Source organism: Streptomyces sp. NPDC007856 (assembly GCF_042868225.1).
Lineage (GTDB): Bacteria > Actinomycetota > Actinomycetes > Streptomycetales > Streptomycetaceae > Streptomyces.
This window is the reverse complement of sequence record NZ_JBIAEC010000020.1, coordinates 1-23,678: the sequence shown is the minus strand read 5'-3', so window position 1 is coordinate 23,678 and position 23,678 is coordinate 1. Positions and strand designations below refer to the sequence as shown.

25 protein-coding genes are annotated in these 23,678 nt (G+C 71.0%); 15 read left to right on the top strand and 10 right to left on the bottom strand.

The annotated features are described in order from the left end of the window. Positions 1-42: 42 nt before the first annotated feature. The 3 genes from fabG (at position 43) to ACFYOH_RS36300 (ending at position 2,038) form a co-directional block, all read left to right on the top strand. On the top strand, positions 43-762 hold the full coding sequence (gene fabG / locus ACFYOH_RS36310) for a 3-oxoacyl-[acyl-carrier-protein] reductase (RefSeq protein WP_388634813.1): 720 nt from the start codon (positions 43-45) through the stop codon (positions 760-762). A 5-nt stretch (positions 763-767) separates the two neighbouring features. Further along, positions 768-1,535 carry an enoyl-ACP reductase FabI gene (gene fabI, locus ACFYOH_RS36305; protein ID WP_365721999.1) on the top strand — a complete coding sequence of 256 codons (768 nt, stop codon included), beginning with the start codon at positions 768-770 and terminating at the stop codon, positions 1,533-1,535. Positions 1,536-1,690: 155 nt separating this feature from the next. After that, positions 1,691-2,038: a hypothetical protein gene (locus tag ACFYOH_RS36300; protein ID WP_388634811.1), complete on the top strand. Its 348-nt coding sequence runs from the start codon at positions 1,691-1,693 to the stop codon at positions 2,036-2,038. 9 nt (positions 2,039-2,047) lie between these two features. On the opposite strand, the gene ACFYOH_RS36295 is transcribed toward ACFYOH_RS36300, so the two are convergent. Beyond that, the gene (locus ACFYOH_RS36295; RefSeq protein ID WP_388634809.1) at positions 2,048-2,740 is read right to left on the bottom strand and encodes a FadR/GntR family transcriptional regulator; all 693 of its coding nucleotides are present in this window, start codon (positions 2,738-2,740) and stop codon (positions 2,048-2,050) included. A 94-nt stretch (positions 2,741-2,834) separates the two neighbouring features. On the opposite strand from ACFYOH_RS36295, the gene ACFYOH_RS36290 reads away from it, so the two are divergent. The 4 genes from ACFYOH_RS36290 (at position 2,835) to ACFYOH_RS36275 (ending at position 5,428) form a co-directional block, all read left to right on the top strand. Beyond that, the gene (locus ACFYOH_RS36290; protein ID WP_388634807.1) at positions 2,835-4,241 is read left to right on the top strand and encodes a CynX/NimT family MFS transporter; all 1,407 of its coding nucleotides are present in this window, start codon (positions 2,835-2,837) and stop codon (positions 4,239-4,241) included. 80 nt (positions 4,242-4,321) lie between these two features. Then, positions 4,322-4,441 (top strand): SGM_5486 family transporter-associated protein, encoded by a 120-nt coding sequence (locus ACFYOH_RS36285; RefSeq protein ID WP_279617406.1) that lies wholly within the window; start codon positions 4,322-4,324, stop codon positions 4,439-4,441. Between the two features lie 183 nt (positions 4,442-4,624). Next, complete coding sequence (locus ACFYOH_RS36280) at positions 4,625-4,831, top strand: hypothetical protein (RefSeq protein WP_388634805.1); 207 nt, start codon at positions 4,625-4,627, stop codon at positions 4,829-4,831. 78 nt (positions 4,832-4,909) lie between these two features. Next, positions 4,910-5,428 carry a SixA phosphatase family protein gene (locus ACFYOH_RS36275; protein ID WP_388634803.1) on the top strand — a complete coding sequence of 173 codons (519 nt, stop codon included), beginning with the start codon at positions 4,910-4,912 and terminating at the stop codon, positions 5,426-5,428. A gap of 64 nt (positions 5,429-5,492) precedes the next feature. Here the strand turns inward: ACFYOH_RS36275 and serB are convergent, their stop codons facing one another. Beyond that, complete coding sequence (serB, locus tag ACFYOH_RS36270) at positions 5,493-6,716, bottom strand: phosphoserine phosphatase SerB (protein ID WP_388634801.1); 1,224 nt, start codon at positions 6,714-6,716, stop codon at positions 5,493-5,495. Positions 6,717-6,923: 207 nt separating this feature from the next. Beyond that, complete coding sequence (locus tag ACFYOH_RS36265) at positions 6,924-8,717, bottom strand: streptophobe family protein (protein WP_388634799.1); 1,794 nt, start codon at positions 8,715-8,717, stop codon at positions 6,924-6,926. A gap of 241 nt (positions 8,718-8,958) precedes the next feature. Between ACFYOH_RS36265 and ACFYOH_RS36260 the strand changes: the two genes are divergently transcribed. Further along, entirely contained in the window at positions 8,959-11,550 is a 2,592-nt protein-coding gene (locus tag ACFYOH_RS36260; protein WP_388634797.1) for an FHA domain-containing protein, read from the top strand. A gap of 83 nt (positions 11,551-11,633) precedes the next feature. On the opposite strand, the gene ACFYOH_RS36255 is transcribed toward ACFYOH_RS36260, so the two are convergent. The 3 genes from ACFYOH_RS36255 to ACFYOH_RS36245 all read right to left on the bottom strand — a co-directional run bounded on the left by ACFYOH_RS36255 (position 11,634) and on the right by ACFYOH_RS36245 (position 14,489). Then, on the bottom strand, positions 11,634-12,389 hold the full coding sequence (locus ACFYOH_RS36255; protein ID WP_388634795.1) for a transglycosylase SLT domain-containing protein: 756 nt from the start codon (positions 12,387-12,389) through the stop codon (positions 11,634-11,636). Between the two features lie 301 nt (positions 12,390-12,690). Then, positions 12,691-13,797 carry an S-adenosylmethionine:tRNA ribosyltransferase-isomerase gene (locus ACFYOH_RS36250; RefSeq protein WP_388634793.1) on the bottom strand — a complete coding sequence of 369 codons (1,107 nt, stop codon included), beginning with the start codon at positions 13,795-13,797 and terminating at the stop codon, positions 12,691-12,693. Further along, positions 13,794-14,489: an SDR family NAD(P)-dependent oxidoreductase gene (locus ACFYOH_RS36245; protein ID WP_388634791.1), complete on the bottom strand. Its 696-nt coding sequence runs from the start codon at positions 14,487-14,489 to the stop codon at positions 13,794-13,796. Before ACFYOH_RS36245 ends, ACFYOH_RS36250 begins: the two co-directional genes overlap by 4 nt. A 228-nt stretch (positions 14,490-14,717) precedes the next feature. Between ACFYOH_RS36245 and ACFYOH_RS36240 the strand changes: the two genes are divergently transcribed. The 3 genes from ACFYOH_RS36240 (at position 14,718) to ACFYOH_RS36230 (ending at position 16,913) form a co-directional block, all read left to right on the top strand. Next, positions 14,718-15,863: a GAF domain-containing sensor histidine kinase gene (locus ACFYOH_RS36240; RefSeq protein ID WP_388634789.1), complete on the top strand. Its 1,146-nt coding sequence runs from the start codon at positions 14,718-14,720 to the stop codon at positions 15,861-15,863. Next, positions 15,856-16,497 carry a response regulator gene (locus ACFYOH_RS36235; RefSeq protein WP_388634787.1) on the top strand — a complete coding sequence of 214 codons (642 nt, stop codon included), beginning with the start codon at positions 15,856-15,858 and terminating at the stop codon, positions 16,495-16,497. The genes ACFYOH_RS36240 and ACFYOH_RS36235 overlap by 8 nt, the downstream gene beginning before the upstream one ends. A 170-nt stretch (positions 16,498-16,667) precedes the next feature. After that, positions 16,668-16,913, top strand: coding sequence for a chaplin (locus ACFYOH_RS36230; RefSeq protein WP_388634785.1), 246 nt, complete (start codon positions 16,668-16,670; stop codon positions 16,911-16,913). Between the two features lie 87 nt (positions 16,914-17,000). On the opposite strand, the gene ACFYOH_RS36225 is transcribed toward ACFYOH_RS36230, so the two are convergent. Further along, the gene (locus ACFYOH_RS36225) at positions 17,001-17,789 is read right to left on the bottom strand and encodes a hypothetical protein (RefSeq protein ID WP_388634783.1); all 789 of its coding nucleotides are present in this window, start codon (positions 17,787-17,789) and stop codon (positions 17,001-17,003) included. A 150-nt stretch (positions 17,790-17,939) separates the two neighbouring features. Here ACFYOH_RS36225 and ACFYOH_RS36220 point away from each other — a divergent pair, with 150 nt between their 5' ends. From ACFYOH_RS36220 to ACFYOH_RS36210, 3 genes are all read left to right on the top strand, one after another. Then, positions 17,940-18,731 (top strand): ABC transporter ATP-binding protein, encoded by a 792-nt coding sequence (locus ACFYOH_RS36220; protein WP_208901649.1) that lies wholly within the window; start codon positions 17,940-17,942, stop codon positions 18,729-18,731. A 104-nt stretch (positions 18,732-18,835) separates the two neighbouring features. Next, positions 18,836-19,267, top strand: a complete 432-nt coding sequence (locus tag ACFYOH_RS36215; RefSeq protein ID WP_388634781.1) for an NfeD family protein — start codon at positions 18,836-18,838, stop codon at positions 19,265-19,267. Between the two features lie 111 nt (positions 19,268-19,378). Further along, complete coding sequence (locus tag ACFYOH_RS36210; protein ID WP_388634779.1) at positions 19,379-20,347, top strand: SPFH domain-containing protein; 969 nt, start codon at positions 19,379-19,381, stop codon at positions 20,345-20,347. Positions 20,348-20,462: 115 nt separating this feature from the next. On the opposite strand, the gene ACFYOH_RS36205 is transcribed toward ACFYOH_RS36210, so the two are convergent. From ACFYOH_RS36205 to ACFYOH_RS36195, 3 genes are all read right to left on the bottom strand, one after another. Further along, positions 20,463-20,969: an HNH endonuclease gene (locus ACFYOH_RS36205; RefSeq protein WP_356310418.1), complete on the bottom strand. Its 507-nt coding sequence runs from the start codon at positions 20,967-20,969 to the stop codon at positions 20,463-20,465. Between the two features lie 168 nt (positions 20,970-21,137). Further along, positions 21,138-21,677, bottom strand: coding sequence for a YbhB/YbcL family Raf kinase inhibitor-like protein (locus ACFYOH_RS36200; protein WP_388634777.1), 540 nt, complete (start codon positions 21,675-21,677; stop codon positions 21,138-21,140). Between the two features lie 45 nt (positions 21,678-21,722). Further along, the gene (locus ACFYOH_RS36195; protein WP_388634775.1) at positions 21,723-22,505 is read right to left on the bottom strand and encodes a sporulation protein; all 783 of its coding nucleotides are present in this window, start codon (positions 22,503-22,505) and stop codon (positions 21,723-21,725) included. Positions 22,506-22,604: 99 nt separating this feature from the next. On the opposite strand from ACFYOH_RS36195, the gene ACFYOH_RS36190 reads away from it, so the two are divergent. Further along, positions 22,605-23,255, top strand: a complete 651-nt coding sequence (locus tag ACFYOH_RS36190) for a DNA-3-methyladenine glycosylase (protein WP_388634773.1) — start codon at positions 22,605-22,607, stop codon at positions 23,253-23,255. Positions 23,256-23,678 lie beyond the last annotated feature (423 nt).

Genomic DNA, 23,678 nt, shown 5'->3' with positions numbered 1-23,678 from the left:
GGGTTGTCCGACATCTGCAGACCGCTACGAAAGGGTGATCCGTTGAGCCGCTCGGTTCTCGTCACCGGAGGAAACCGGGGCATCGGCCTCGCCATCGCCCGCGCGTTCGCCGACGCCGGCGACAAGGTCGCGATCACGTACCGCTCGGGTGAGCCGCCGGTCGCCCTGACGGAACTGGGCTGCCTGGCCGTCAAGTGCGACATCACCGACCCGGAGCAGGTGGAGCAGGCCTACAAGGAGGTCGAGGAGCAGCACGGCCCGGTCGAGATACTGATCGCCAACGCAGGTGTGACCAAGGACCAGCTCCTGATGCGCATGTCCGAGGAGGACTTCACCTCGGTCATCGACACGAACCTCACCGGCACCTTCCGTGTGGTCAAGCGCGCCAACCGCGGCATGCTGCGCGCCAAGAAGGGCCGCGTCATCCTGATCTCGTCCGTCGTCGGCCTGCTCGGCTCGGCGGGCCAGGCGAACTACGCCGCCTCCAAGGCCGCCCTGGTCGGCTTCGCGCGCTCCCTCGCCCGTGAGCTGGGCTCGCGCAACATCACCTTCAACGTCGTCGCGCCCGGTTTCGTCGACACCGACATGACCAAGGTGCTCAGCGACGAGCAGCGCCAGAACATCGTCTCGCAGGTGCCGCTCGGCCGTTACGCGCAGCCGGAGGAGATCGCCGCGACGGTGCGGTTCCTCGCCTCGGACGACGCCTCGTACATCACTGGAGCCGTCATCCCCGTTGACGGCGGACTGGGAATGGGTCACTGATCACCATGAGCGGAATCCTCGAGGGCAAGCGCGTCCTGATCACCGGCGTGCTGATGGAGTCCTCCATCGCCTTCCACGCGGCCAAGCTGGCCCAGGAGCAGGGCGCGGAGATCATCCTGACGGCGTTCCCGCGGCCCACGCTGACCGAGCGCATCGCCAAGAAGCTGCCGAAGCCCACCAAGGTCATCGAGCTGGACGTCACCAACGACGAGCACATGGGCCGGCTGGCCGACGTCGTCGGCGAGGAGCTGGGCGGCCTCGACGGCGTCGTGCACTCCATCGGCTTCGCGCCGCAGGACGCGCTCGGCGGCAACTTCCTCAACACGCCGTTCGAGTCGGTGGCCACCGCCATGCACGTCTCGGCGTACTCCCTGAAGTCGCTCACCATGGCCTGCCTGCCGCTGATGCAGAACGGCGGCTCGGTCGTCGGCCTGACCTTCGACGCGCAGTTCGCCTGGCCGCAGTACGACTGGATGGGCCCGGCCAAGGCGGCCCTGGAGGCCACCAGCCGGTACATCGCCCGTGACCTGGGCAAGCAGAACATCCGCTGCAACCTGATCTCCGCGGGCCCGATCGGCTCCATGGCCGCCAAGTCCATCCCGGGCTTCGGCGAGCTGGCCTCCGTCTGGGACACCCGCGCCCCGCTGGAGTGGGACCTGAAGGACCCGGAGCCGGCCGGCAAGGGCATCGTCGCCCTGCTGAGCGACTGGTTCCCGAAGACGACCGGCGAGATCATCCACGTCGACGGCGGTCTGCACGCCATCGGCGCCTGATCCTCGTTACCCTGACGCCCCGTTTCCCGCAGCGCGGGGAGCGGGGCGTCACCCGTTCGGCCCACCTGCCGGGCGCCGCGCGGCCCGGGCGGCTCACCCTGGATTGAGCGTTCACCCCACGCGTCCCTCCCCAGCCCGGCCGAGGAGGTCCCGTTGTGCGCCTGTCCCGAAGCCTGGCCCCGGTGACCGTGGCCGTGGCCCTCGTGCTCCTCCTGCCGTACGACGCGATGCCCTACGCGCGCGTGGACCACGGAAAGCCCCCCGCGCCGAGCTTCGGGGCCACCTGCCGTACGACCGTCCACGGCTCCCATGTGGTGGCGTACTGCCACAATCCCTATGTCGACACCGATCGCGTGCGTCTGCACATCGAGTGCGCCCGCTGGTGGGACATCGACACCGACAGCGCACCGGTGGACACCGGACCCGCCATGACCGTACGGCTGACGGGCCGGTGCTGGAAGGAAGTCCGCTCGGTGTGGATCAGCCACCAGAACGAGCACTGAGCGGCTCGATCAGTCACCGGAAGGGGCGCTGAACCGGCCCGGGCGGCACAGGAACGGATAGCTCGCGGCCTCGGCCGCCGCCGCCTCGGCGTCCCCGGTGCGGATCGCGTCCACCAGACGCGTGTGGTCCATGTACGTCTCCGGAGTCAGCTCCGCGCCCACGTCCGCGCGCAGCCAGTCCCGCAGCACCTCGCTCAGATCGGCGTACATCGCGGTGATCACGTCGTTGTGGGAGGCGGCCACGACGGCCAGGTGGAAGGTGGCGTCGGCGGTCACGAAGGCCTCCGCCTCGCCGGTCTCCCAGGCCACCTCGCGCCGGTCCAGCAGCGCGTCCAGCTGCTTGAGGTCCTTCTCGGTGCGCCGCTCGGCGGCCAGTTTCGCGGCGGCCGACTCCAGCGCGGCGCGCAGTTCGGCGATGTGCCGGGGGTCGGCGTCGGCGAACCGGCGGTGCATCACGCCGGCCAGCTCGCTCGTCGCCACCACATAGCTGCCCGAGCCCTGCCGGATGTCCAGCAGCCCGTTGTGGGCGAGCGCGCGGACGGCCTCGCGGACGGTGTTGCGGGCGACGCCGAGCTGCTCGACCAGTTCCGGCTCCGTCGGGATGCGCGCGCCGACCGGCCACTCGCCGGAGGTGATCTGGTTGCGCAGTTCTGCGATGACCTGCTCGGACAGCGCCGAACGGCGCGGGTGGCTCAGGGGCATGGCACACCTTCGCACGCGAGGCCCGGACGGGGACGCCCCGGGGCCGGAACACGGAATGGACAACCAATCATCCCATGATTCTATGATGGGTCTCATGGCATGTGAGGAAACCCGGACAGCGGAGACCCGTACGGCGATGTCACCGACCGAACCCGGTACGGCCGCCACGACGAGCAGCCTCGAGACGCCCCCCGGCGCCGCCCGCACGCGCGCGTGGGCGCTCCGCCTGGTCGTCGTCGGCATCGTCCTGTCCGCGCTGAACCTCCGCCCGGCCATCACGAGCCTCGGCGCGCTCCTGGAGGAGGTCCGCGGCGGGCTCGGCATGAGCGGCAGCGTGGCCGGCGTGCTCACCTCCGTGCCTCCGCTCTGCTTCGCGGTCTTCGGCGTCACCGCGCCCCGGCTGGCCCGCCGCTTCGGACCGGCCGCCGTGGTGTGCGCCGGCATGGCCGCCATCACCGCCGGCCTGCTGATACGGCCGTTCGCCGGCAACACGGCCGGGTTCCTGGCCGCCAGCGCGCTCGCCCTCATGGGCATCGCCGTCAGCAACGTGCTCATGCCGGTCATCGTCAAGCGCTGGTTCCCCGACCGGGTCGGCTCCATGACCGGCCTGTACTCGATGGCCCTCGCCCTCGGCACCTCCCTCGCCGCCGCGGTGACCGTGCCCCTGACCGACGCCCTCGGCGGCAGCTGGCGGTCCGGCCTCGTCGTGTGGGGCGCCCTCGCGGGCGCCGCCGTCCTGCCCTGGCTGCCGCTCGTCCGGGAGCGTGGCGGCGAGGCCGCGACCGCGCCGCGGACGGGGCAGCGGGAGCGCGCGGAGCAGCAGCGTGGGAAGGCCCAGTACGGGGACGTACGGCGCACGGATACACGGCAGGCGGGGGACCGGCACGCGGGGGCGGCGGTACAGCACGCGCCGCTGCGCATCACCCGCAGCCGCACGGCCTGGGCGCTCGCCGTCTTCTTCCGCCTCCAGGCCACCGCCGCCTACATCACCATGGGCTGGATGCCGCAGATCTTCCGCGACGCCGGTGTCCCGGCCGGCACCGCGGGCGTGCTGCTCGCCGTCACCATGGTGATGGGCGTGCCGCTGGCCTTCGTCATCCCGCGGGTCGCCGCCCGGCTGTCCCACCAGGGGCCGATCGTGCTGGTCCTGGGCGTGTGCGGGCTCGCCGGATACGCGGGCCTGTACTTCGCGCCGGCCGCCGGAGCCTGGGCCTGGGCGCTCCTGCTCGGCGTCTCCAACTGCGCCTTCCCGCTGGCCCTGACGATGGTCGGCATGCGGGCCCGGAGCGGGCCGGGCGTGGCCCAGCTGTCCGCTTTCGCGCAGAGCACCGGCTATCTGATCTCCATCCCCGGCCCGCTGCTGGTCGGCGTGCTCTACCAGCAGAGCGGCGGCTGGGGCCTGCCGATCGCCCTCATGACGGGCCTGATGCTGCCGCAGATGCTGGTGGGCTTCCTGGCGGGCCGCAACCGCACGGTCGAGGACGAGGCGACCGCAGGCTGACCTGGGGGTCGGGCCGCGGGGCGGGACGCACCGACCGCCCCGGCCGACCCCCGCGGAGCGGAGGGTGCGAGACTGGGCGCATGCAGCCTGTGCTCGACCCGAACCCGCAGAACGGCCAGAAGAAGATGCTGATCGTCTTCGGCTCGTTCTTCGCCATCTTCGTGATCATCGCCGTCATCGCGACCCTCGCCTCCCCGTGACGGCCGCGTCCCGGCCCGCGTCTTCGGGCGGATGGTGGGGTTAGCTCCACCATCCCCTAGGGGGAAAGGGTCAGGGTCAACTGGGTGGAAGTCCGGATGGCTTGGCCACCCCGGATTCCGTAGCTTCGAGATGTGACCGCACGACCCGGTCACGGACCCGCTCGAAGACCCACGGAGGCGATCATGTCGGCCCGCACCCACTCCCGGCCCCACCCGGCGACCACGGGCGGCGTCGACATCCGGCTGCCCTGGTGGGCCCTCGCCCTCCCCGCGCTCGCCTTCATCGCACTGCTGGCGCTGATACTGAACCCGCCGGACGCCCACGCGGCGAGCGGCGACCCGGCGATCACGCACCTCTTCGAGCGCGCCCACCAGCTCCTCACGCGCTGACCAGGAGCCTCCGTACGCGATGAATCCGCATGTCAACTCCCTGCGCCGCATGGCCTGTTTCATGCGAAGCTGGGTCACATGAGCGCCGCAGAACCTCGCAGTATCGTCCTCCTCCGGCATGCGAAAGCCGACTGGCCCCAGGTGTCCGACCATGAGCGCCCGCTCGCCGAGCGCGGCCGCAAGGACGCCGCGGTCGCCGGACGCAAGCTGGCCGACACCGGCATCACCTTCGATCTCGCCCTGTGCTCCACCGCCAACCGGACCCGCGAGACCTGGAAGCTCGCCGTCCACGAACTGGCGCACCGGCCGAAGACCGTCTACGAGGAGCGGGTCTACGAGGCCTCGCCCGGCGAACTGATCGCCGTGCTGAACGAGACGCCGGACGACGTGCGGAACGTGATCCTGATCGGCCACAACCCGGGCGTCCACGGCCTGGCCGACATCCTGTCCGGCACCGCCGAGGGCGACGCCCGCGACCGGATGAACCGCCGCGGCTTCCCGGCCGCCGGTTTCGCGCTGCTGTCCTTCGACGGCCCCTGGAAGAGCCTGGAGCCGGGCGTGGCCACGCTCACGGACTACTGGGCGCCCGAGGAGTGACCCACCCATGCGGCGAGGGCCCGGCACCTGTGCGGTACCGGGCCCTCGCGCATCTCAGGCCTGCTCAGCCCTCGTCGTGCGTGTCGGCCGCCTCGACCTCTTCCCGGGTGACGCCCAGCAGATACAGGACCGTGTCGAGGAAGGGGAAGTTCACCGCCGTGTGCGCGGCCTCGCGGACCACCGGCTTGGCGTTGAAGGCGACGCCCAGACCGGCCGCGTTCAGCATGTCCAGGTCGTTGGCGCCGTCGCCGATCGCCACCGTCTGCGACAGCGGCACCCCGGCCTCCGCGGCGAACCGGCGCAGCAGCCGGGCCTTGCCCGCGCGGTCCACGATCTCGCCGGTGACCCGGCCGGTGAGCTTGCCGTCGACGATCTCCAGCGTGTTGGCCTGTGCGAAATCCAGGCCCAACCGTTCCTTCAGATCGTCCGTGACCTGGGTGAAGCCACCGGAGACGACCCCGACCTGGTAGCCGAGCCGCTTCAGCGTGCGGATCAGGGTGCGGGCGCCCGGCGTCAGCCGTACCTCGTTGCGCACCTTCTCCACCACGGAGGCGTCCAGCCCCCGCAGCAGCGCCACGCGCGCGTGCAGCGACTGCTCGAAGTCCAGCTCCCCGCGCATCGCCGCCGCCGTGACCTCGGCGACCTTGTCCTCGCAGCCGGCGTGCGCCGCGAACAGCTCGATGACCTCGTCCTGGATCAGCGTGGAGTCCACGTCCATGACCACCAGGCGCTGAGCGCGCCGGTGCAGGCCCGCCGCGACGACCGCGACATCGACACCCAGTGCCGCCGCGTCCGTGACCAGGGCCGTGCGCAGCGGCTCGGTCTCCACGCCGGACACCGCGAACTCCACTGCCGTCACCGGGTACTTGGCGAGCCGGAAGATGCGGTCGATGTTGCCTCCGGCCTTCGCGATCCGGTCGGCGATGGCGGCCGTCGACTCGGCGGTCAGCGGATGGCCGAGGACGGTCACCAGCGAACGCCCGAGGCCGCGGGGCCGGTTGTCGCCGTGCCCCGAGATGATCTCCGCCTGCATCTTCATCGACTCGGCCCAGCTGTGCACGGTGGCCCTCAGATCGCCCTCCAGGCCGGCCGGCGGCTGCGTCACCAGCGCGCACAGCACCAGGCGGCCCCGGGTGACGACCTGCTCGATGTCGACCACGTCGACGAGATAGGCGGCGAGGGTGTCGAAGAGACCCGCCGTGATGCCCGGCCGGTCCTTGCCGAAGATCTTGACGAGGAGGGTGGGGACCTCGGGGGTCTGTTCAGCGGAGGTCTGCGAAGCGCTCATGGTGTCACCACCGTATCCGGCACCCAGTGCCGTCCGCCGTCGAGGTCCGACTGACGGACACGGAACAATGGATGTCGCGCCGGTGTCAGGGATCTTGCCACCGGGAGACACCGCCCGCCCGCACACGGCGGCCCCCGGCCCCACCACGACTGTGCCACGAGATGCCCCGGCGGGCAGGACGTGCGCTTGTGCACGCCCCCGGCCGACTCACCCCCGGCGCTTCGGCTTCCCCGGAGGTGCCGGGGGCGGCGGCGGAGGGGGCGGCGGTGGCCATTCGGTGCCGTCGGAGCCCTGCGGGCGCTCACCCCGCCGGGCCGGGGGACGGCGCCGGGGCGGCGGGGGAGCGGAGCCGAGCGGGCGGGCGATGGTCGGAGCGCCGTACATGTCGTCCCCGGCGGGCCCCGGCCCGGCACCCGGCGCCTCCTCGCGCAGGTCCCGCGGCACCTGAAGGTCCTCCGGCACCTGGAGATACGGATTCGTGTCAGGGTTCGGCGGACGGTACGGCGCGCTCGGCGCATACGGCCCGACACCGTCGCCGCGTCCGGAACCACCGGCGCCCTCGCGCCCGCCACCACGGTCACCCCCGACCGCCACGCCCCCCGGCACCCCGCGAGCCGCCCAAACCGCCCGTCCCCCCGCCGCCCCCGTCGCCCAGGCCGTCAGGGCGCCGATCGCCCCGCCGCCCGCGCCCCACGCCGCGCCGAGGAGCAGGGCCATGCCGAGGCGGCCGTGCAGTTCGAGGCCGGCGTCGAAGGCGTCGAAGCCGAGCACGGACAGGGACGAGGTGACGGACACGCCCGTCAGCCAGGCGAGCAGGGGCAGGGCGAGGGCGGTGGTGATGCCCAGGCGCAGTCCGCACCGCGCGGCGAAACCCAGGGCGCTGTCGGCCTGCCGCACCACCGGCGTGCGGACCGCCGTCAGGACGCCGGCCAGCAGCATCGCCAGGGCCGCGGCCAGGGTCAGCAGCCACACCCGGCCGTCCAGGTCGGCCAGCCGGCCCAGTGTCACGGGCTGATCGGTGTGCGCTCCGAGGAACTGGTCCAGCGGGTGGGGGAGGGACCTGCCGAGGACGCCGGAGGCGTGGCCGTCCCAGGGGACGAACAGACCGAGGGGCAGGCCGAGCCAGACCCCGTTCGGCGCGCCGAGCAGGGCCGCACCGGCGATCCGCCCGGGATGGTCGTCGCCGATCGCCGCGTACGCCGCCGCCGCGAGCCCCGCCGCCACGGCCACCAGCAGCACGGTGACGAGCGCCGAGACCGCCGGCCGTACCACCCGGTGCACGGCGGACCAGCCCGGTGGCAGGGGAGCGCGACGGGAGGCGAGCAGGGCGAGCAGCAGGACGCCAGCACACCAGAGCGCGCCGCCGAGCAGCGTGGCCGTCGTGTCCACGGTGAAGCCGACCGCGGCCCTGGCATGGACGAGGTCACCGATCCGGCCCGGCAGCAGTCCGCTCACGTCGCCGAGGCCGGGGATGCTCAGCCGTCCGCCTCCGTCGCCGCCCGTGCCCGGCAGCTTGTCCAGCCCGAGCGAGCCGCCGTCGATGGTGACGACGTCGTGACCCGCCCAGGCGAGACCGCCCAGCAGCGCGACGAAGAGCGCGACCACCGTGCCCGCGCGGGCGAGGAGTTCGGCGGGCGCGACGACAACTCCGGCCCTGCGCAAGGACCGTAGGAAGAACCACGACAGCAGCAGGGCACCGGCCAGGCTCACCCCGAGTGGCGTGATCTCGATGGCAGTGCGGGCCGCGGCGCCCTTCAGTCCGAAGGCGGACACATCGCCCGACGGCGTGACCGAGCCACCCACCCCCAGCGCCACAACTGCCGCCGTCATGGGGCCGAGTGAGCCGGCCGCGTCCGCCTTCAGCAGGTGCAGGCCGAGCGCGGCCGTGCCCGCCATACCGATCAACGCCCAGCTCACCGCGGCGATCGCGGACAGCAGGACGTCCTTCCAGGGCACCGTCGTGGCACGCGGCGCGGTCTCGGTGCTCGTGGCAGACCTCATGGCAGACCCCCCGATCCGCGGCGCGGCACCGGAGCCGCGCTTGTCCCCCTCGCCGGGATTACCACTCTCCGGCCCGGTTTCAACCCCGTCAACGGGGCGAGTTGAAGCGTGCGCGGGCGCCCGTCGACAAGGCCCGGGTTTCGGTCAGCGGGCCGGGCCTGAAATAGTTCCCCCCGATGTTCGACATCCCTAGACTCCCTGTGACGGGGGTAATTCGGGGGACAACTCAGTGGGGCATGGAGTGCCGGAACTCGTACTGGAATCAAACGGACGGACCTGGACGTTGGACCCGTCCAGGCCCTACACCCTCGGCCGCGATCCGCAGGGTGACATCGTCTTCGACGACGCCAGGGTGTCCTGGCGGCACGCCACGGTCAGCTTCAACGGCCGCAGTTGGGTCATCGAGGACCATGGCAGCACCAACGGCACGTTCGTTCAGGGCCGGCGGATCCAGCAGATGGAGATCGGGCCGGGCGCGTCGCTGCACCTCGGCAACGCGACCGACGGACCGCGGCTGAACCTGTCGGGCGCCACGGCCGGTCGGCAGCAGCCGGCGCCGTACGCCGCGCAGGGCGCCGGAGCGCCGGGCTGGGCCCAGCAGGCCCCCGCCTCGCAACAGGCCGCGCAGCCGCAGGCACTGGCCCCGCAGCAGGCCGTACCGCACCAGGCTGCCGCGGGAGCACAGGCTCCACAGCAGGGCTGGCAGCAGCAGGCGCCCGCGTTCCCGCAGCAGCAGGCCGGGCCCGCGGACCAGTACGCGCAGAAGACGCCCGGTGATGGCGCGGGGGCGCCGCCGGTCTACGGCGACCGCAGCCCGACCACGTTCCACCAGTTCGCCGTCGGCCGGGTGATGCGCATCGGCCGTGCCCTGGAGAACGACCTGGTCGTCTCCGACCTCCAGGTCTCCCGGCACCACGCCGAGTTCCACGCCACGCCCGACGGCCGGCTGGAGATCCGCGACCTCGGCTCGCACAACGGCACCTACGTCAACGGCCAGCCGATCCCCAAGGGCGGCTCGGTGCAGTTGGGTCCGGCCGACATCGTCGGCGTCGGCCACTCCACCTTCCGGATCGTCGGCGACCGGCTCGAGGAGTTCGTCGACACCGGCGAGGTCTCCTTCTCCGCGCGCCATCTGACCGTCACGGTCGACGGCGGCAAGCAGATCCTGAAGGACGTCTCCTTCGGCGTCCCGGAGAAGTCCCTGATCGCGGTCATCGGCCCGTCCGGCTCCGGCAAGTCGACCCTGCTCAAGGCGCTCACCGGCTACCGGCCCGCCAACCAGGGCGAGGTCCTGTACGACAACCGCAACCTGTACAAGCAGTTCGCCGAGCTGCGCCAGCGCATCGGTCTGGTCCCGCAGGACGACATCCTGCACAAGGAGCTGACCGTCAAGAAGGCCCTGAAGTACGCGGCCAAGCTGCGCTTCCCGGCCGACACCACCGCCGCCGAGCGCGAGGCCCGCATCGACGAGGTGCTGCGCGAGCTCAAGCTCGACATCCACAAGGACAAGAAGGTCACCTCGCTCTCCGGTGGCCAGCGCAAGCGTGTCTCGGTGGCCCTGGAGCTGCTCACCAAGCCGTCGCTGATCTTCCTGGACGAGCCGACCTCGGGTCTCGACCCGGGCATGGACCGCGATGTCATGCAGCTGCTGCGCGGCCTCGCCGACGACGGCCGTACGGTCCTCGTGGTCACCCACTCGGTGGCCGAGCTGGCGCTGTGCGACAAGCTGCTGGTGATGGCGCCGGGCGGCGCGGTCGCCTACTTCGGCCCGCCGGAGGAGGCGCTGAACTTCTTCGGCTACGACAGCTGGGCCGATGTCTTCTCCGCCTTCGAGAACTACCGCGACTACGACTGGGCGGGCCGCTGGAAGGGCTCGCAGCACTACCAGATGTACGCCGCGGACGTGGACTCGGTCGCCCCGCAGGCCGTACACATGCCTCCGCCGCAGGCCATGAAGCCGCCCAAGCCACAGGGCTGGGGTTCGCAGCTGATGACCCTGATCCGGCGCTATGTGTCGGTCATCGTGTCCGACAAGGGTTTCCTGGCGCTGACGGTGATCCTGCCGGCGGTGCTCGGCGCGGTCAGCCTGCTGATCGACCACAAGAGGGGCCTGCTGGTCAACGCGGCGATCAACCCGAGGACCGGCACGCACATCCCCAACGGCACCGCCACCACCGTGCTGCTGATCCTCGCGGTCGGCGCGTGCTTCGCGGGCGCCGCGAACTCCGTGCGCGAGCTGATCAAGGAACGGGTGATCTACGAGCGGGAGCGCGCGACCGGCCTGTCCCGGTCGGCGTACCTGATGTCCAAGGTGGTCGTGCTCGGCGCCGTCACGGTGCTGCAGGGCCTGATGGTCGGTGTGATCGGCTTCTCCAGCCGTGAGATCCCGGACCAGGGTGTCGTGCTCGGCGGTTCCACCCTGTTCGAGCTGTGCGTGCCGATCATGGCGCTCGGCTTCACCTCGATGATGGTCGGCCTGGTGATCTCCTCGCTGGTGAAGACCGCCGAGAAGACCATGCCGCTGCTCGTGATGTTCGCGATCATCCAGGTCGTCTTCACCGGCTGCCTCTTCACCCTGCACGGCACGCTCGGCGTCAACGAGTTCTCGTATCTGATGCCGTCGCGCTGGGCGGTGGCCGCGGCCGGTGCCACGCTGGACTTCAACAACATCGCCCCGAACGCCGACGACCCCGGCAACACCGATCCGCTGTGGAACCACACGGCCGGGGCCTGGACGCTGGACATGGTCGCGCTGATCGCGCTCGGCGTGGTCTGCGGCTTCCTCGTGGCCCGCTTCCTGCGTCGCCATGAGCCGGAGGTCATGCGCAAGTAACCGTGCCGGTACGACGCGAAGGGCGGCACCCCGCGAGGGGGTGCCGCCCTTCGGCGTCACGTGTCAGAGGTCCGCGCCAGACCTCAGTACGCGCTGTTGACGTTGTCCATCGAGCCGTACCGGTGCGCCGCGTAGTTGCAGGCGGCCGTGATGTTGGCGACCGGGTCGTAGATGTTCCACGAGGTGCCGGACACGTGGTAGGCGCGGAAGGTCGGGTCGATGACCTGGAGCAGCCCCTTGGACGGGATGCCGTTCTGGGCGTTGATGTCCCAGTTGTTGATGGCCATCGGGTTACCCGAGGACTCACGGATGATGTTGCGGTGCAGACCGCTGTAGGAGCCCGGGATGCCGTGCTGCTTCATGATGTCCAGCGCCTGACGGATCCAGCCGTCGAGGTTGTTGGCGTACGTCTTCGCGGCGACCGGCTGCATGTCGATCCGCTGGGCGGAGCGGCTGGCGGCGTCCTGGGCGGCACGGTCCTGCGCGGCCTTCTTGGCGGCGTCGGCGGCGGCCTGCTGCGCGGCGGCCTTCTTCGCGGCCTCGGCGCGCTGCTTGGCGGCGGCGGCCTCGTCGGCGGCCTTCTTCTGCGCGGCGAGCGTGTCGAGCTTGACCGTCTCGGGGGCGAGCTGGTCGGTGACCGTGCCCTTGACGTTCTTCAGCGTCGTGCTGGTGGCGACCTGGGCGGCCGTGGCCGGGGCGCCGGTGGTGACGGTGTCGGCGCTGCTCGGGACGGCCGAGGCGGCGATGGCGGCGGTGCCGAGAGCGGCGACGCCGGCGATGGCGAGCTTGTGCTGCTTGGTCAGGGCACTATGAGCACGGTTGAGGATGTTCTTGGGCATGGCTTGATGGACCTCTTCGATAGCGCGGAGGTCGCTCCTGCGTCCGCCGGGGGAATCGGCTCCTCCCACACGAACGCCGCGGGCCGGTGACCCACGGCGCTGAGCGACGAGAGCAATTCTTAGCTGGCGCAAAATTCCCTGGCAAAGATGTGACGTACGATCCTGCCTAGTGGATCGCAGAACGGCAAAACGGGACAGACTGGGCCGTCTGTCCCGTTCATGCGGGGATGCTTTATCTCCTATGTCCGTTCGTACGTGACGTGGACCCTATGTGCGGGCTCACATCGGAGACGGACGAGTCTCACCAGGAGTTGCCATCGCAATGCTCTGTGTGAGGCCCCTCCGCCGGGAGGATGAGATGTACGTCGCCGAACTCGCGCCCCCGGAGCGCCTCCTCGTAGGCACGGTCGACCGCGGCCCGCCCCGCGACCGCCTCCAGCATCAGCAGATGCGAGGCCTCGGGCTCGTGCAGCCCGGTCAGCAGCCCGTCCACGACCCGCACCCCGCGCTCGGGCGTCACGACCAGATCCGTCCATCCCTCGGCCGCCCGCACCACCCCGTCCGTCCCCGCCGCCGACTCCACGGCCCGCACGGCGGTCGTACCCACGGCGATCACCCTGCTGTCGCCCGCCCGCACGGCGTTGATCAGTCGCGCCGAGGCCTCCGGCACCGAGAACCGCTCCGGATACGGCGGCTCGTGCGCCTCCGTCGACGCCACCCCCGTGTGCAGCGTGATCGGCGCGAACCGCACACCCCGGCTCATCAGCTCCGCCACCAGGGCCGCGGTGAAGGGGCGCGCCGCACTCGGCATCTCCGCACTGCCCGATCCGTCCGGCGACGGCAGCGCGAACACCGTCTGGTACGCCGACAGCGGCTGCTCCCCCTTTGTATAGGAGTAGCGAATCGGCCGCCCGTGCACGCGCAGCATCCCGAGGACGTCGACGTCCGCCCGGGCCCACCACAGCCGCTGCCCGCGCGGGCTCAGCGGCTCCTGGAGCACCAGCCGCCCCGCTCCCGGCAGCACCACCTCCGTATCCGCACGCGTGCCCGTACGCGCGCGCGTGGTACCCCGCCCGTCCGGTTCCCGCAGCTCGACCGCCCACCGGCCGTCGTCCCCGCGCGTGGAGAAATGCACCACCACGCGCGCGTGCCCGACCCGCCCGTCCACCGCCGCGGCCAGCGTGGGCGAGGTGTTCACCACCAGCAGGTCCCCGGCCCGCAGCAGCAGCGGCAGCTCCGGGAACACGTGATGGGTCACTCCTGTACCGCGCGACACCAGCAGCCGGACGGCGTCCCGGCCCAGCCCCGGACCCCGCTGCTCGGCGGGCACGCGCGCGGACAACTCCTCCGGCACCCTCCCCCACTCCCGACTCCGCTCGAGCGGGGGGACCCCCATGCCGGTCCTCATCGCCGCTCCAGCAGGGCCGGCGCCGCGTACCTCCCGCTGGCCGGCCGCTCGTCCAGCAGCCGCAGGAACGCCGGTACGACCGTGTCCGGCGCCGGACGCGGACCGTCGTCACCGGGTACGGCCGCCGCGTACAGTTCCGTCGCCATGTCCCCGGGATCCACCGACCACACCCGCAGGCCGGGCTCCTCCACGCCCAGCACCGCCGCCAACTGGTCCAGGGCCGCCTTCGAGGCGCCGTAGCCGCCCCAGGTCGCGTACGCCTCGGCCGCCGCGTCCGAGCTGACCGCGACCACCGTCCCGGCCGGCGACTCCCGCAGCAGCGGCAGCGCCGCACGGACCAGGCCGAGCGCGGCGACGACATTCACCTCCAGCGCCCGCCGCAGCCCCTCCAGGGGCAGCTCGGCCAGCCGTACCAGCGGCTCCGCACCCAGCGCGCTCGCATTGCTGACCAGCAGATCGACCCCGCCCAGCCGGCGCGCGGCCGCCACCAGCGCGGCCCGGTGCCCGGCATCCGTCACATCCCCGGCCAGCGCCGCCACGCGCGTGCCGTGCCCGGCGACGCTCTCCGCCGCCTCCTTGAGGGCCTCGGCGCCCCGGGCGTCCAGCACCAGATCCCAGCCTCGCGCGGCCAGCGCGGCTGCGAGCGCCCGCCCCAGGCCCTTCGAAGCCCCCGTGATGATCGCAACCGGCATGACTACCGTCCCCTCGTCGCTCACCGCCCTTCGCCGAGCGGTGACCACACCGTAGGAACGGCGCCGTCCCGGCCGCCTCGGACGCGGGCCGCACACCGCAGGGGCCCTTCGGCGTACACCGCACGTCCGGGGCCCCGGGACCTAGACCGGCCGCCCTAGGACCAGCGGACCGGGCCCCGCCGCCACAGGTCCGATCCGCTTGTCGGACCCCGCCGGTACCGTGAGGGCATGAGTCAAGGCCCCGGGTCCGGCCTCGCCGCGGTCAGTGCCGCGCTGCTGGCCATGAGCAGGCATCTGGAGGTGCGCGACGTCCTCAAGACGATCGTCGCCTCCGCCCGCGAGCTGCTGGACGCCCAGTACGCCGCCCTCGGCGTCCCCGACGACCACGGCGGCTTCGCCCAGTTCGTCGTCGACGGCGTCAGCGACGAGCAGTGGCGTGCCATCGGGCCGCTCCCTCGCCAGCACGGCATCCTCGCCGCGATGCTGCGCGAGGCGAAGGCCGAGCGCCTCGCCGACGTGCGCCAGGACCCCCGCTTCGAGGGCTGGCCGACGGCGCACCCGGACCTGGCCGACTTCCTCGGCCTGCCCATCCGCGACGGCGACGAGGTCATCGGCGCGCTCTTCCTCGCCAACAAGAACTGCCCCAAGCCGGAAGGAAGCTGCGGCTTCACGGAAGAGGACCAGGAACTGCTCTCCATCCTCGCCCAGCACGCCGCCATCGCCCTCACCAACGCCCGGCTCTACGAACGCAGCCGCGAACTCACCATCGCCGAGGAACGCTCCCGCCTCGCCCATGAACTGCACGACGCGGTCAGCCAGAAGCTCTTCTCCCTGCGCCTGACCGCCCAGGCCGCGGCCGCCCTCGTCGACCGCGACCCCGCCCGCGCCAAGGGCGAACTCCACCAGGTCGCCATGCTCGCCGCCGAGGCCGCCGACGAACTGCGCGCCGCCGTCGTGGAGTTGCGGCCCGCCGCCCTGGACGAGGACGGCCTCGTCGCCACCCTGCGCACCCAGACCCAGGTCCTCGACCGCGCCCACACCGCGCGCGTGACCTTCACCAGCGACGGCTTCCGCGCGCTGCCCGCCGCCCAGGAGGAAGCCCTGCTCAGGGTCGCCCAGGAAGCCCTGCACAACGCACTGCGCCACTCCGGCGCCGCACACGTCGACGTGAGCGTGCAGCGGCGCGGCAGCGGAGCCGTGCTGCGCGTCACCGACGACGGCAGCGGCTTCGACCCGAAGGCCGTCCGCCGTGCCGGACGCCACCTGGGCCTGGTCTCGATGCGTGACCGCGCGAGCGGGGTCGGCGGCACGCTGACCGTGGAGTCGGTGTCCGGCAAGGGCACCACGATAGAGATGGAGGTCCCCGGTGGCTGACGCGATCAGAGTGCTGCTCGTCGACGACCACCAGGTCGTCCGCCGGGGCCTGCGCACCTTCCTGGAGGTGCAGGACGACATCGAGGTCGTCGGCGAGGCCGCCGACGGCGCCGAGGGAGTCGCCCGGGCCGAGGAACTGCGCCCGGACGTCGTCCTGATGGACGTCAAGATGCCGGGCATGGACGGCGTCGAGGCCCTGCGCCGGCTGCGCGAACTCGACAACCCCGCGCGCGTGCTCATCGTCACCAGCTTCACCGAGCAGCGCACGGTCGTACCGGCCCTGCGCGCGGGCGCCGCCGGATACGTCTACAAGGACGTGGACCCCGACGCCCTCGCCGGCGCCATCCGCTCCGTGCACGCCGGCCACATCCTGCTCCAGCCCGAGGTGGCCGGCGCCCTGCTCACCCAGGAGGAGGCCAACTCCGGCCAGAGCAGAGGCGGTTCGCTCACCGACCGGGAGCGCGAGGTGCTCGGCCTGATCGCGGACGGCCGCTCCAACCGCGAGATCGCCCGCGCCCTCGTCCTGTCCGAGAAGACCGTCAAGACGCATGTCTCCAACATCCTGATGAAACTCGATCTCGCGGACCGCACCCAGGCCGCGCTGTGGGCCGTGCGACACGGGGTGACCGGCTGAAACGCCAGGCCCGGGGCGTTGGCCCACGGCAACACGGAGGGTTCCGCTCCGGACCGAGATTCATACCGTCGTGGGAATGTCACCTGGATGGCGCATCCTCCGGCGATCTCCGCCGTTCTCCAGTGCGTGCCGCGGCGAACCGCCGCGGTGACCGCTAGGAGGGGTTGAAAGTGAAGAACCTGAAGAAGGCCGCGGCCGTGACGATGGTGGCCGGTGGCCTCGTGGCCGCCGGAGCGGGCATGGCCTCCGCCACGACCGGCAGCTGGGCCGGCGGCGAGGCCCACTGCTCCCCGGGCGTCGTTTCGGGCAACGTCGTCCAGGTCCCGGTGCACGTCCCGGTGAACGCGGTCGGCAACAGCGTGAGCGTTATCGGCGTGCTGAACCCGGCCTTCGGCAACCTCGGCCTCAACCACTGAGGTCCGGCCGACACCGACCACAGGCCTCCCGGTGCCCGCCGGGAGGCCTGCCATGTGCGGTTCGGTGCCGGCGCCCCCACAACCCGGTTACCGGGCTCCCCGCTCCCGCTCCTCCACGATCGAGTTGTACGCCGCCACCTGCGCCCGCCTCGCCGTCCGCTCGACGGGCCGCAACGCCTCCGCACGCGCCGCCATCTCGCTGGAACTGACCGCACCACCGTGCCCGTTGCCGTACGCCAGCGACACCAGCAGCGCGACCCGCTGCGCCAGCTCCAGCACCCGTACCGCACGCGGCGGATACCCCGGCGCCAGCACCTCCCGGCCGCGCTCGGCCCGCGCCCGGTACGCGTCGATCGCCGCCTCCGCCACCGGACCCGACCCGGCGACGTCCAGCTTCGACAGCACCTCGGTCGCCTCGCGCAGCGCCTCCGCCAGCTCCCGCTCGGCCTCGCCCAGCGACGGCACATCGGCGGGCGGCGCCTCCCGCACCGGCAGCACCTGCCAGATCACCTCAGCATGCACATCACCCTCCGGCCCGGCCTCGTACACCTCAGGCACCAGCCCGAACGCGGTGCCGTAGCAGACCACCGCCTCCTCGGCCTCCAGCGCCCGCGCATTGAACTCGGGCGGACCGCTCAGCCCCAGCGGATGCCCCGGCGCCGGCAGCGCGACCCGCAGCCCGGTAGCCCCCAGCGTCCGCAGCCGCCCCAGGGCCAGCGTCAGCCCGACCTGCGCGGACTCCCCGGGCAGCCCCTCCACCCGGTGCACGGTGTCCTCGCCCACGATGGCGAGCGCGGCGTCATCCGGAGAGACAAGTCCGGCCAAAAGGGCATTTCCCCAAGCGGCGAGGCGTCCTGAACGCGGTTCCGTGAGCATGCTCCCACCCTAAGGACCGGACCGATGGAATGGAGCGGGGCACTCGTGGCGTAGATTTCATAGGGGCTGCGCCCACAGGCGCGGCGGACCGAGCCACAGGCGTACGCGGCAGCCGAGACCGGCCACACTGCAAGGGGAGACAACGCGCTCATGAGCGATGTTCTGGAGCTTCAGGACGTATCCGTGGTCCGCGAGGGCCGGGCTCTGGTGGACCAGGTCTCCTGGTCGGTGAAGGAGGGCGAGCGCTGGGTCATCCTCGGACCCAACGGCGCCGGCAAGACCACCCTCCTGAACGTCGCCTCCAGCTACCTGTTCCCCAGCAAGGGCACCGCAACCATCCTCGGCGACACCCTCGGCAAGGTCGACGTCTTCGAGCTGCGCCCCCGCATCGGCGTGGCCGGCATCGCCATGGCCGAGAAGCTCCCCAAGCGCCAGACCGTCCTGGAGACGGTACTGACGGCCGCGTACGGCATGACCGCCCACTGGCAGGAGGAGTACGACGAGGTCGACGAGCAGCGCGCCCGCGCCTTCCTCGACCGCCTCGGCATGAGCGACTACCTCGACCGCCGCTTCGGCACCCTCTCCGAGGGTGAGCGCAAGCGCACCCTGATCGCCCGCGCCCTGATGACCGACCCCGAGCTGCTCCTGCTGGACGAGCCCGCCGCCGGCCTCGACCTCGGCGGGCGCGAGGACCTGGTCCGCCGCCTCGGCCGGCTCGCCCGCGACCCCATTGCCCCTTCGATGATCATGGTCACGCACCACGTCGAGGAGATCGCCCCCGGCTTCACCCACGTCCTGATGATCCGCCAGGGCAAGGTCCTCGCCGCCGGCCCGATCGAGCTCGAACTCAGCTCCCGCAACCTCTCCCTCTGCTTCGGCCTCCCGCTCGTCGTCGAGCAGGTCGGCGACCGCTGGACGGCTCAGGGCCTGCCCCTGTCCTGACCCTTCGTCCGAGGCCCCCCGAGCCCCTGCCGAGGCCTTCCCGAGCCCGCCCCGGTCCCTTTCGCGCCCTGTCCGCCGCCCGACCCCGGCCCTACCATGACCGTGTGAACGACATCGACGCATGGGTGTGGTGGCTCGTCGGCGCGGCGGCGCTCGGAATCCCGCTCGTGGTCACCGCCATGCCGGAGTTCGGCATGCTCGCGGTGGGAGCCATCGCGGCCGCCGTCGCCGCGGGCCTCGGCCTGGACGCCGTGATCCAGGTCCTCGTGTTCGTCGTCGTCTCCGTCGCGCTCATCGCCGTCGTCCGCCCCATCGCGGCCCGGCACAGCAGACAACTCCCCCGACTCGCCACCGGAGTCGACGCCCTGAAGGGCAAGCAGGCGGTCGTCCTGGAGCGCGTCGACGGCTCCGGAGGCCGCATCAAGCTCGCCGGGGAGATCTGGTCGGCCCGCGCCCTCGACACCGCCCGCGCCTACGAAGTGGGCCAGGAGGTGGACGTCGTGGAGATCGAAGGGGCCACCGCCATCGTCATCTGAGGCATCATGCCCACGAGTTGGGCGATGGTCTGTCAGACTCGACCAGCAAGATCTTCTACAACCACGAGATCTGCCGAAGGCGCCGAGGCGGAGAGGGGTACGGGGAACACGATGGAACCGGTCATCATCGTCCTGGTCATTCTGGTGGTGTTGGTCTTCATCGCCCTGATCAAGACCATCCAGGTCATCCCACAGGCCAGCGCCGCCATCGTCGAGCGCTTCGGCCGCTACACACGCACCCTGAACGCGGGCCTGAACATCGTGGTCCCGTTCATCGACACCATCCGCAACCGCATCGACCTGCGCGAACAGGTCGTCCCCTTCCCGCCGCAGCCGGTGATCACCCAGGACAACCTGGTGGTCAACATCGACACGGTCATCTACTACCAGGTGACCGACGCCCGCGCGGCCACCTACGAGGTCGCCAGCTACATCCAGGCCATCGAGCAGCTGACGGTCACCACACTCCGCAACATCATCGGCGGCATGGACCTCGAACGCACCCTGACCTCCCGCGAGGAGATCAACGCCGCCCTGCGCGGCGTCCTCGACGAGGCCACGGGCAAATGGGGCATCCGCGTCAACCGCGTGGAACTGAAGGCCATCGAACCGCCCACCTCCATCCAGGACTCGATGGAGAAGCAGATGCGCGCCGACCGTGACAAGCGCGCCGCGATCCTCACCGCCGAAGGTACGCGCCAGGCCGCCATCCTCACCGCGGAGGGCGAGAAGCAGTCCCAGATCCTGCGCGCCGAGGGTGAGGCCAAGGCCGCGGCCCTGCGCGCCGAGGGCGAGGCCCAGGCGGTCCGTACGGTCTTCGAGGCCATCCACGCCGGCGACCCGGACCAGAAGCTCCTGTCCTACCAGTACCTGCAGATGCTCCCGAAGATCGCCGAGGGCGACGCCAACAAGCTCTGGATCGTCCCCAGCGAAATCGGCGACGCCCTCAAGGGCCTCTCCGGCGCGATGGGCAACTTCGGCCCCCTGGGCGGCGGCGGCCAGGGCACCGGCGGAGCCAACGTCCCCGCACAGAACAACGGCCCGGGCACGGAGCGCCGGGAGAAGCCGAGCATCGACTGAGGGTGTCCATGTGAACGCCGGGTTCCTTCCGCGCCCTTCACGGGCGCGGGGAACTGCGCGAGAAACCAGGAACCACCGGTAGCCGACGTATGTCACAAGCTCCTACGGCGACTGGTCAGGCGGCATCCCGAGCCAACCAGTCCGGCAGAGCCTCGAACTCCTCGGCGCCCAGAGCCAGAAGCATCGCGTCCGCTGGAGTCGGCTCAAAAGGCTGACGCAGCAAAGCCATACCGGCCTCCTCAGGAGTCCGGTTGGCCTTCCGATGATTGTCCTCCGCACACGCGGCAACCGTATTCAGCCATGTGTCCTGCCCACCCTGCGCCCGCGGCACCACATGGTCCACGGTCGTCGCCCTGCGCCCGCAGTACGCGCACCGGTGCCGGTCCCGGACCAGCACCCCCCGCCTCGACCACGGGGCTTGTCTTCGGAACGGCACCCGTACATACCTGCAGAGCCTGATCACCCGAGGCGCGGGTATGTCCACATCGGCCCCACGCATGCGCAGTTCGGGATGGGCCTGTTCGACGACGGCCTTGTCCTGGAGCACCAGAACGACGGCTCGATTCAACGTCACCGTCGACAGCGGCTCAAAGCTCGCGTTCAGTACCAGCGTGTCCCGCATCCAGCCCACCTCCCGTGCGCATCTGCCCACCCCCCGGCGGGCTTGGATCAACTCTGGACGGGCGCGCCGAGATGGACAACGCAATAAAAAATGCCCGCCTCCGATCACTTCCAAGACCGGAGGCGGGCAAACGTTCAATGAACGCTCGGCTGAATCCGTGCGGTGCGGTCAGCCCTGTGCGGGGTTCTCGTACTCACCGATGAGCTGGGCACGGGCGAGCGTGTGGAACCGCAGATTGAAGCCGACGACGGCCGGAGAGACGTCGGCATCCGGACCGAGCTTCTCCTGGTCCACCGCGTACACCGTGAAGACGTACCGGTGCGGCCCGTCCCCGGGCGGCGGCGCGGCGCCACCGAAGTCCTTCGTCCCGTAGTCGTTGCGCACATGCACCGCGCCCTCGGGCAGGCCCTCGAACTTGCCGCCGCCCGCACCCGCCGGCAGCTCCGTCACCGAGGCCGGGATGTCGAACAGGACCCAGTGCCAGAACCCGCTTCCGGTCGGCGCGTCAGGGTCGTAGCACGTGACGGCGAAGCTCTTGGTCTCCGCGGGGAAACCCTCCCAGCGCAGATGCGGCGAGGTGTTGCCCTCCGCGTGCACCTGGTCGCTCTTGAGCGTCGCACCCTCCTCGATGTCCGCACTCGTGACCGTGAACGACGGCACGGGTGGATGGAAGTCATGGGGGAGCGGCCGCCGCGTGAGCTCGGTCACCTCGGTACCTCCTGATCGATGATCTGGAACCAGCAGTCCCCGAGCCTAGAACCAGTTGCGCTTGCTGCCGACCTCGGACAGCCACTGGTTCAGATAAGCCGCCCAGTCGGTCCCCATCCAGTCGTTCAGACCCACCTGGAAGGACCGGTAGGTGTCCGAACCCTCGCTGAACAGACCCGGCTTCTTGTCCATCTCCAGCACGACGTCCATCGCGTGCTCGTCGGCCACGAAGCTCAGCTCGACCTGGTTCAGACCCCGGTACTGGGACGGCGGGTGGAACTCGATCTCCTGGTAGAAGGGCAGCGTCTGCCGCGTGCCCCGGATGTGGCCGCGCTCCATGTCCGCGTTCTTGAAGCGGAAGCCCAGCTGGATGAAGGCGTCCAGGATGGCCTTCTGCGCCGGCAACGGGTGGACGTTGATCGGGTCCAGGTCGCCGGAGTCCACGGCCCGCGCGATGGCCAGCTCGGTCGTCACCCCGATGTGCATCCCGCGCAGCGCCTGCCCGTCGATCATCGTGACCGGCGTCTCCCAGGGGATCTCCAGACCGAACGGCACCGCGTGCACCGCACCCGCCTGCAACTCGAAGGCACCACCGAGCCGCACCTTGGTGAACTCGATGTCCTGCTTGTACTCCTGGTCGCCGCTCTCCACCTCGACCTTGGCCTGCAGACCGACCGAAAGCCCCTCGATGTCCTGGTTCACGGAGCCGCCCTGGATCCGCACCTCACCCTGGACGACACCGCCCGGCACCACATTGACCTCGGTCAGCACCGTCTCGACCGAGGCCCCGCCGGCCCCGAGGCTCGCGAGCAGCTTCTTGAACGCCATTGACTCTCCCTTTACGAAGGAACCTCGACCCTACAAACGCCATCCGCCCCCGAGCGGTTCCGCCGGCGCGATGTCCCGTCTGCATTACCCTCGGACGGCATGATCGCGCCCCCGGACCGTACGCCACTGCCCAGAGAGTTCTTCGACCGCCCGGTCCTGGAGGTGGCGCCGGACCTCCTCGGCCGCATCCTGGTGCGTACGACCCCGGACGGCCCGATCGCCGTCCGCCTCACGGAGGTCGAGGCGTACGACGGCCCGAACGACCCCGGCTCACACGCCTACCGTGGCCGTACCGCCCGGAACGAGGTGATGTTCGGTCCCCCCGGACACGTGTACGTCTACTTCACCTACGGCATGTGGCACTGCATGAACCTAGTCTGCGGTCCCGAGGGCCGGGCGAGCGCCGTACTGCTCCGCGCCGGTGAGGTCGTCGACGGCGTGGAGCTGGCCCGCAAACGGCGAGTTTCGGCCCGGAACGACAAGGAACTGGCCAAGGGCCCGGCCCGCTTGGCGACGGCCCTGGAAGTCGACCGCGCCCTGGACGGCACGGACGCCTGCGCCTCCGGCGAGACCCCGCTGCGGATGCTCACCGGTACGCCGGTAGCCGCTGACCAGGTACGAAGCGGCCCCCGCACCGGAGTCGCCGGCGAAGGCGGGAACGGCGACATCCATCCGTGGCGTTTCTGGGTGGCGGACGACCCGACGGTGAGCCCCTATCGGGCCCACGTCCCGAGGCGGCGCCGAAGTTGACGCACCCCACGAAGGTGCGTAACGTATCCCGAGCCGCTGAACCGGGTACGGCGATCGCCTGCAGCCGGAGCGGCCAACCCACTACTCAGTTATATCCCCTCAGCGGGGTCGGTTTTGGCGCGCCCGCGTGCCCGAATTCGAACTCGCGAGACTCGATTATGAGTCGCCGAGAGAATGAGCTAACGTAGTGAATGTCGAAAGGGCGGACGGCGAAAGCCGAAAACCTCGAAGACATCCCGCCGACAGGGAATCGGATCGAGAAAAGATCTGATAGAGTCGGAAACACCGAAGGGAAGCGCCCGGAGGAAAGCCCGAGAGGGTGAGTACGAAGGAAGCGACCGTTCCTTGAGAACTCAACAGCGTGCCAAAAATCAACGCCAGATTAGTTGATACCCCGTCTCCAGCATCTGCTGGGACGAGGTT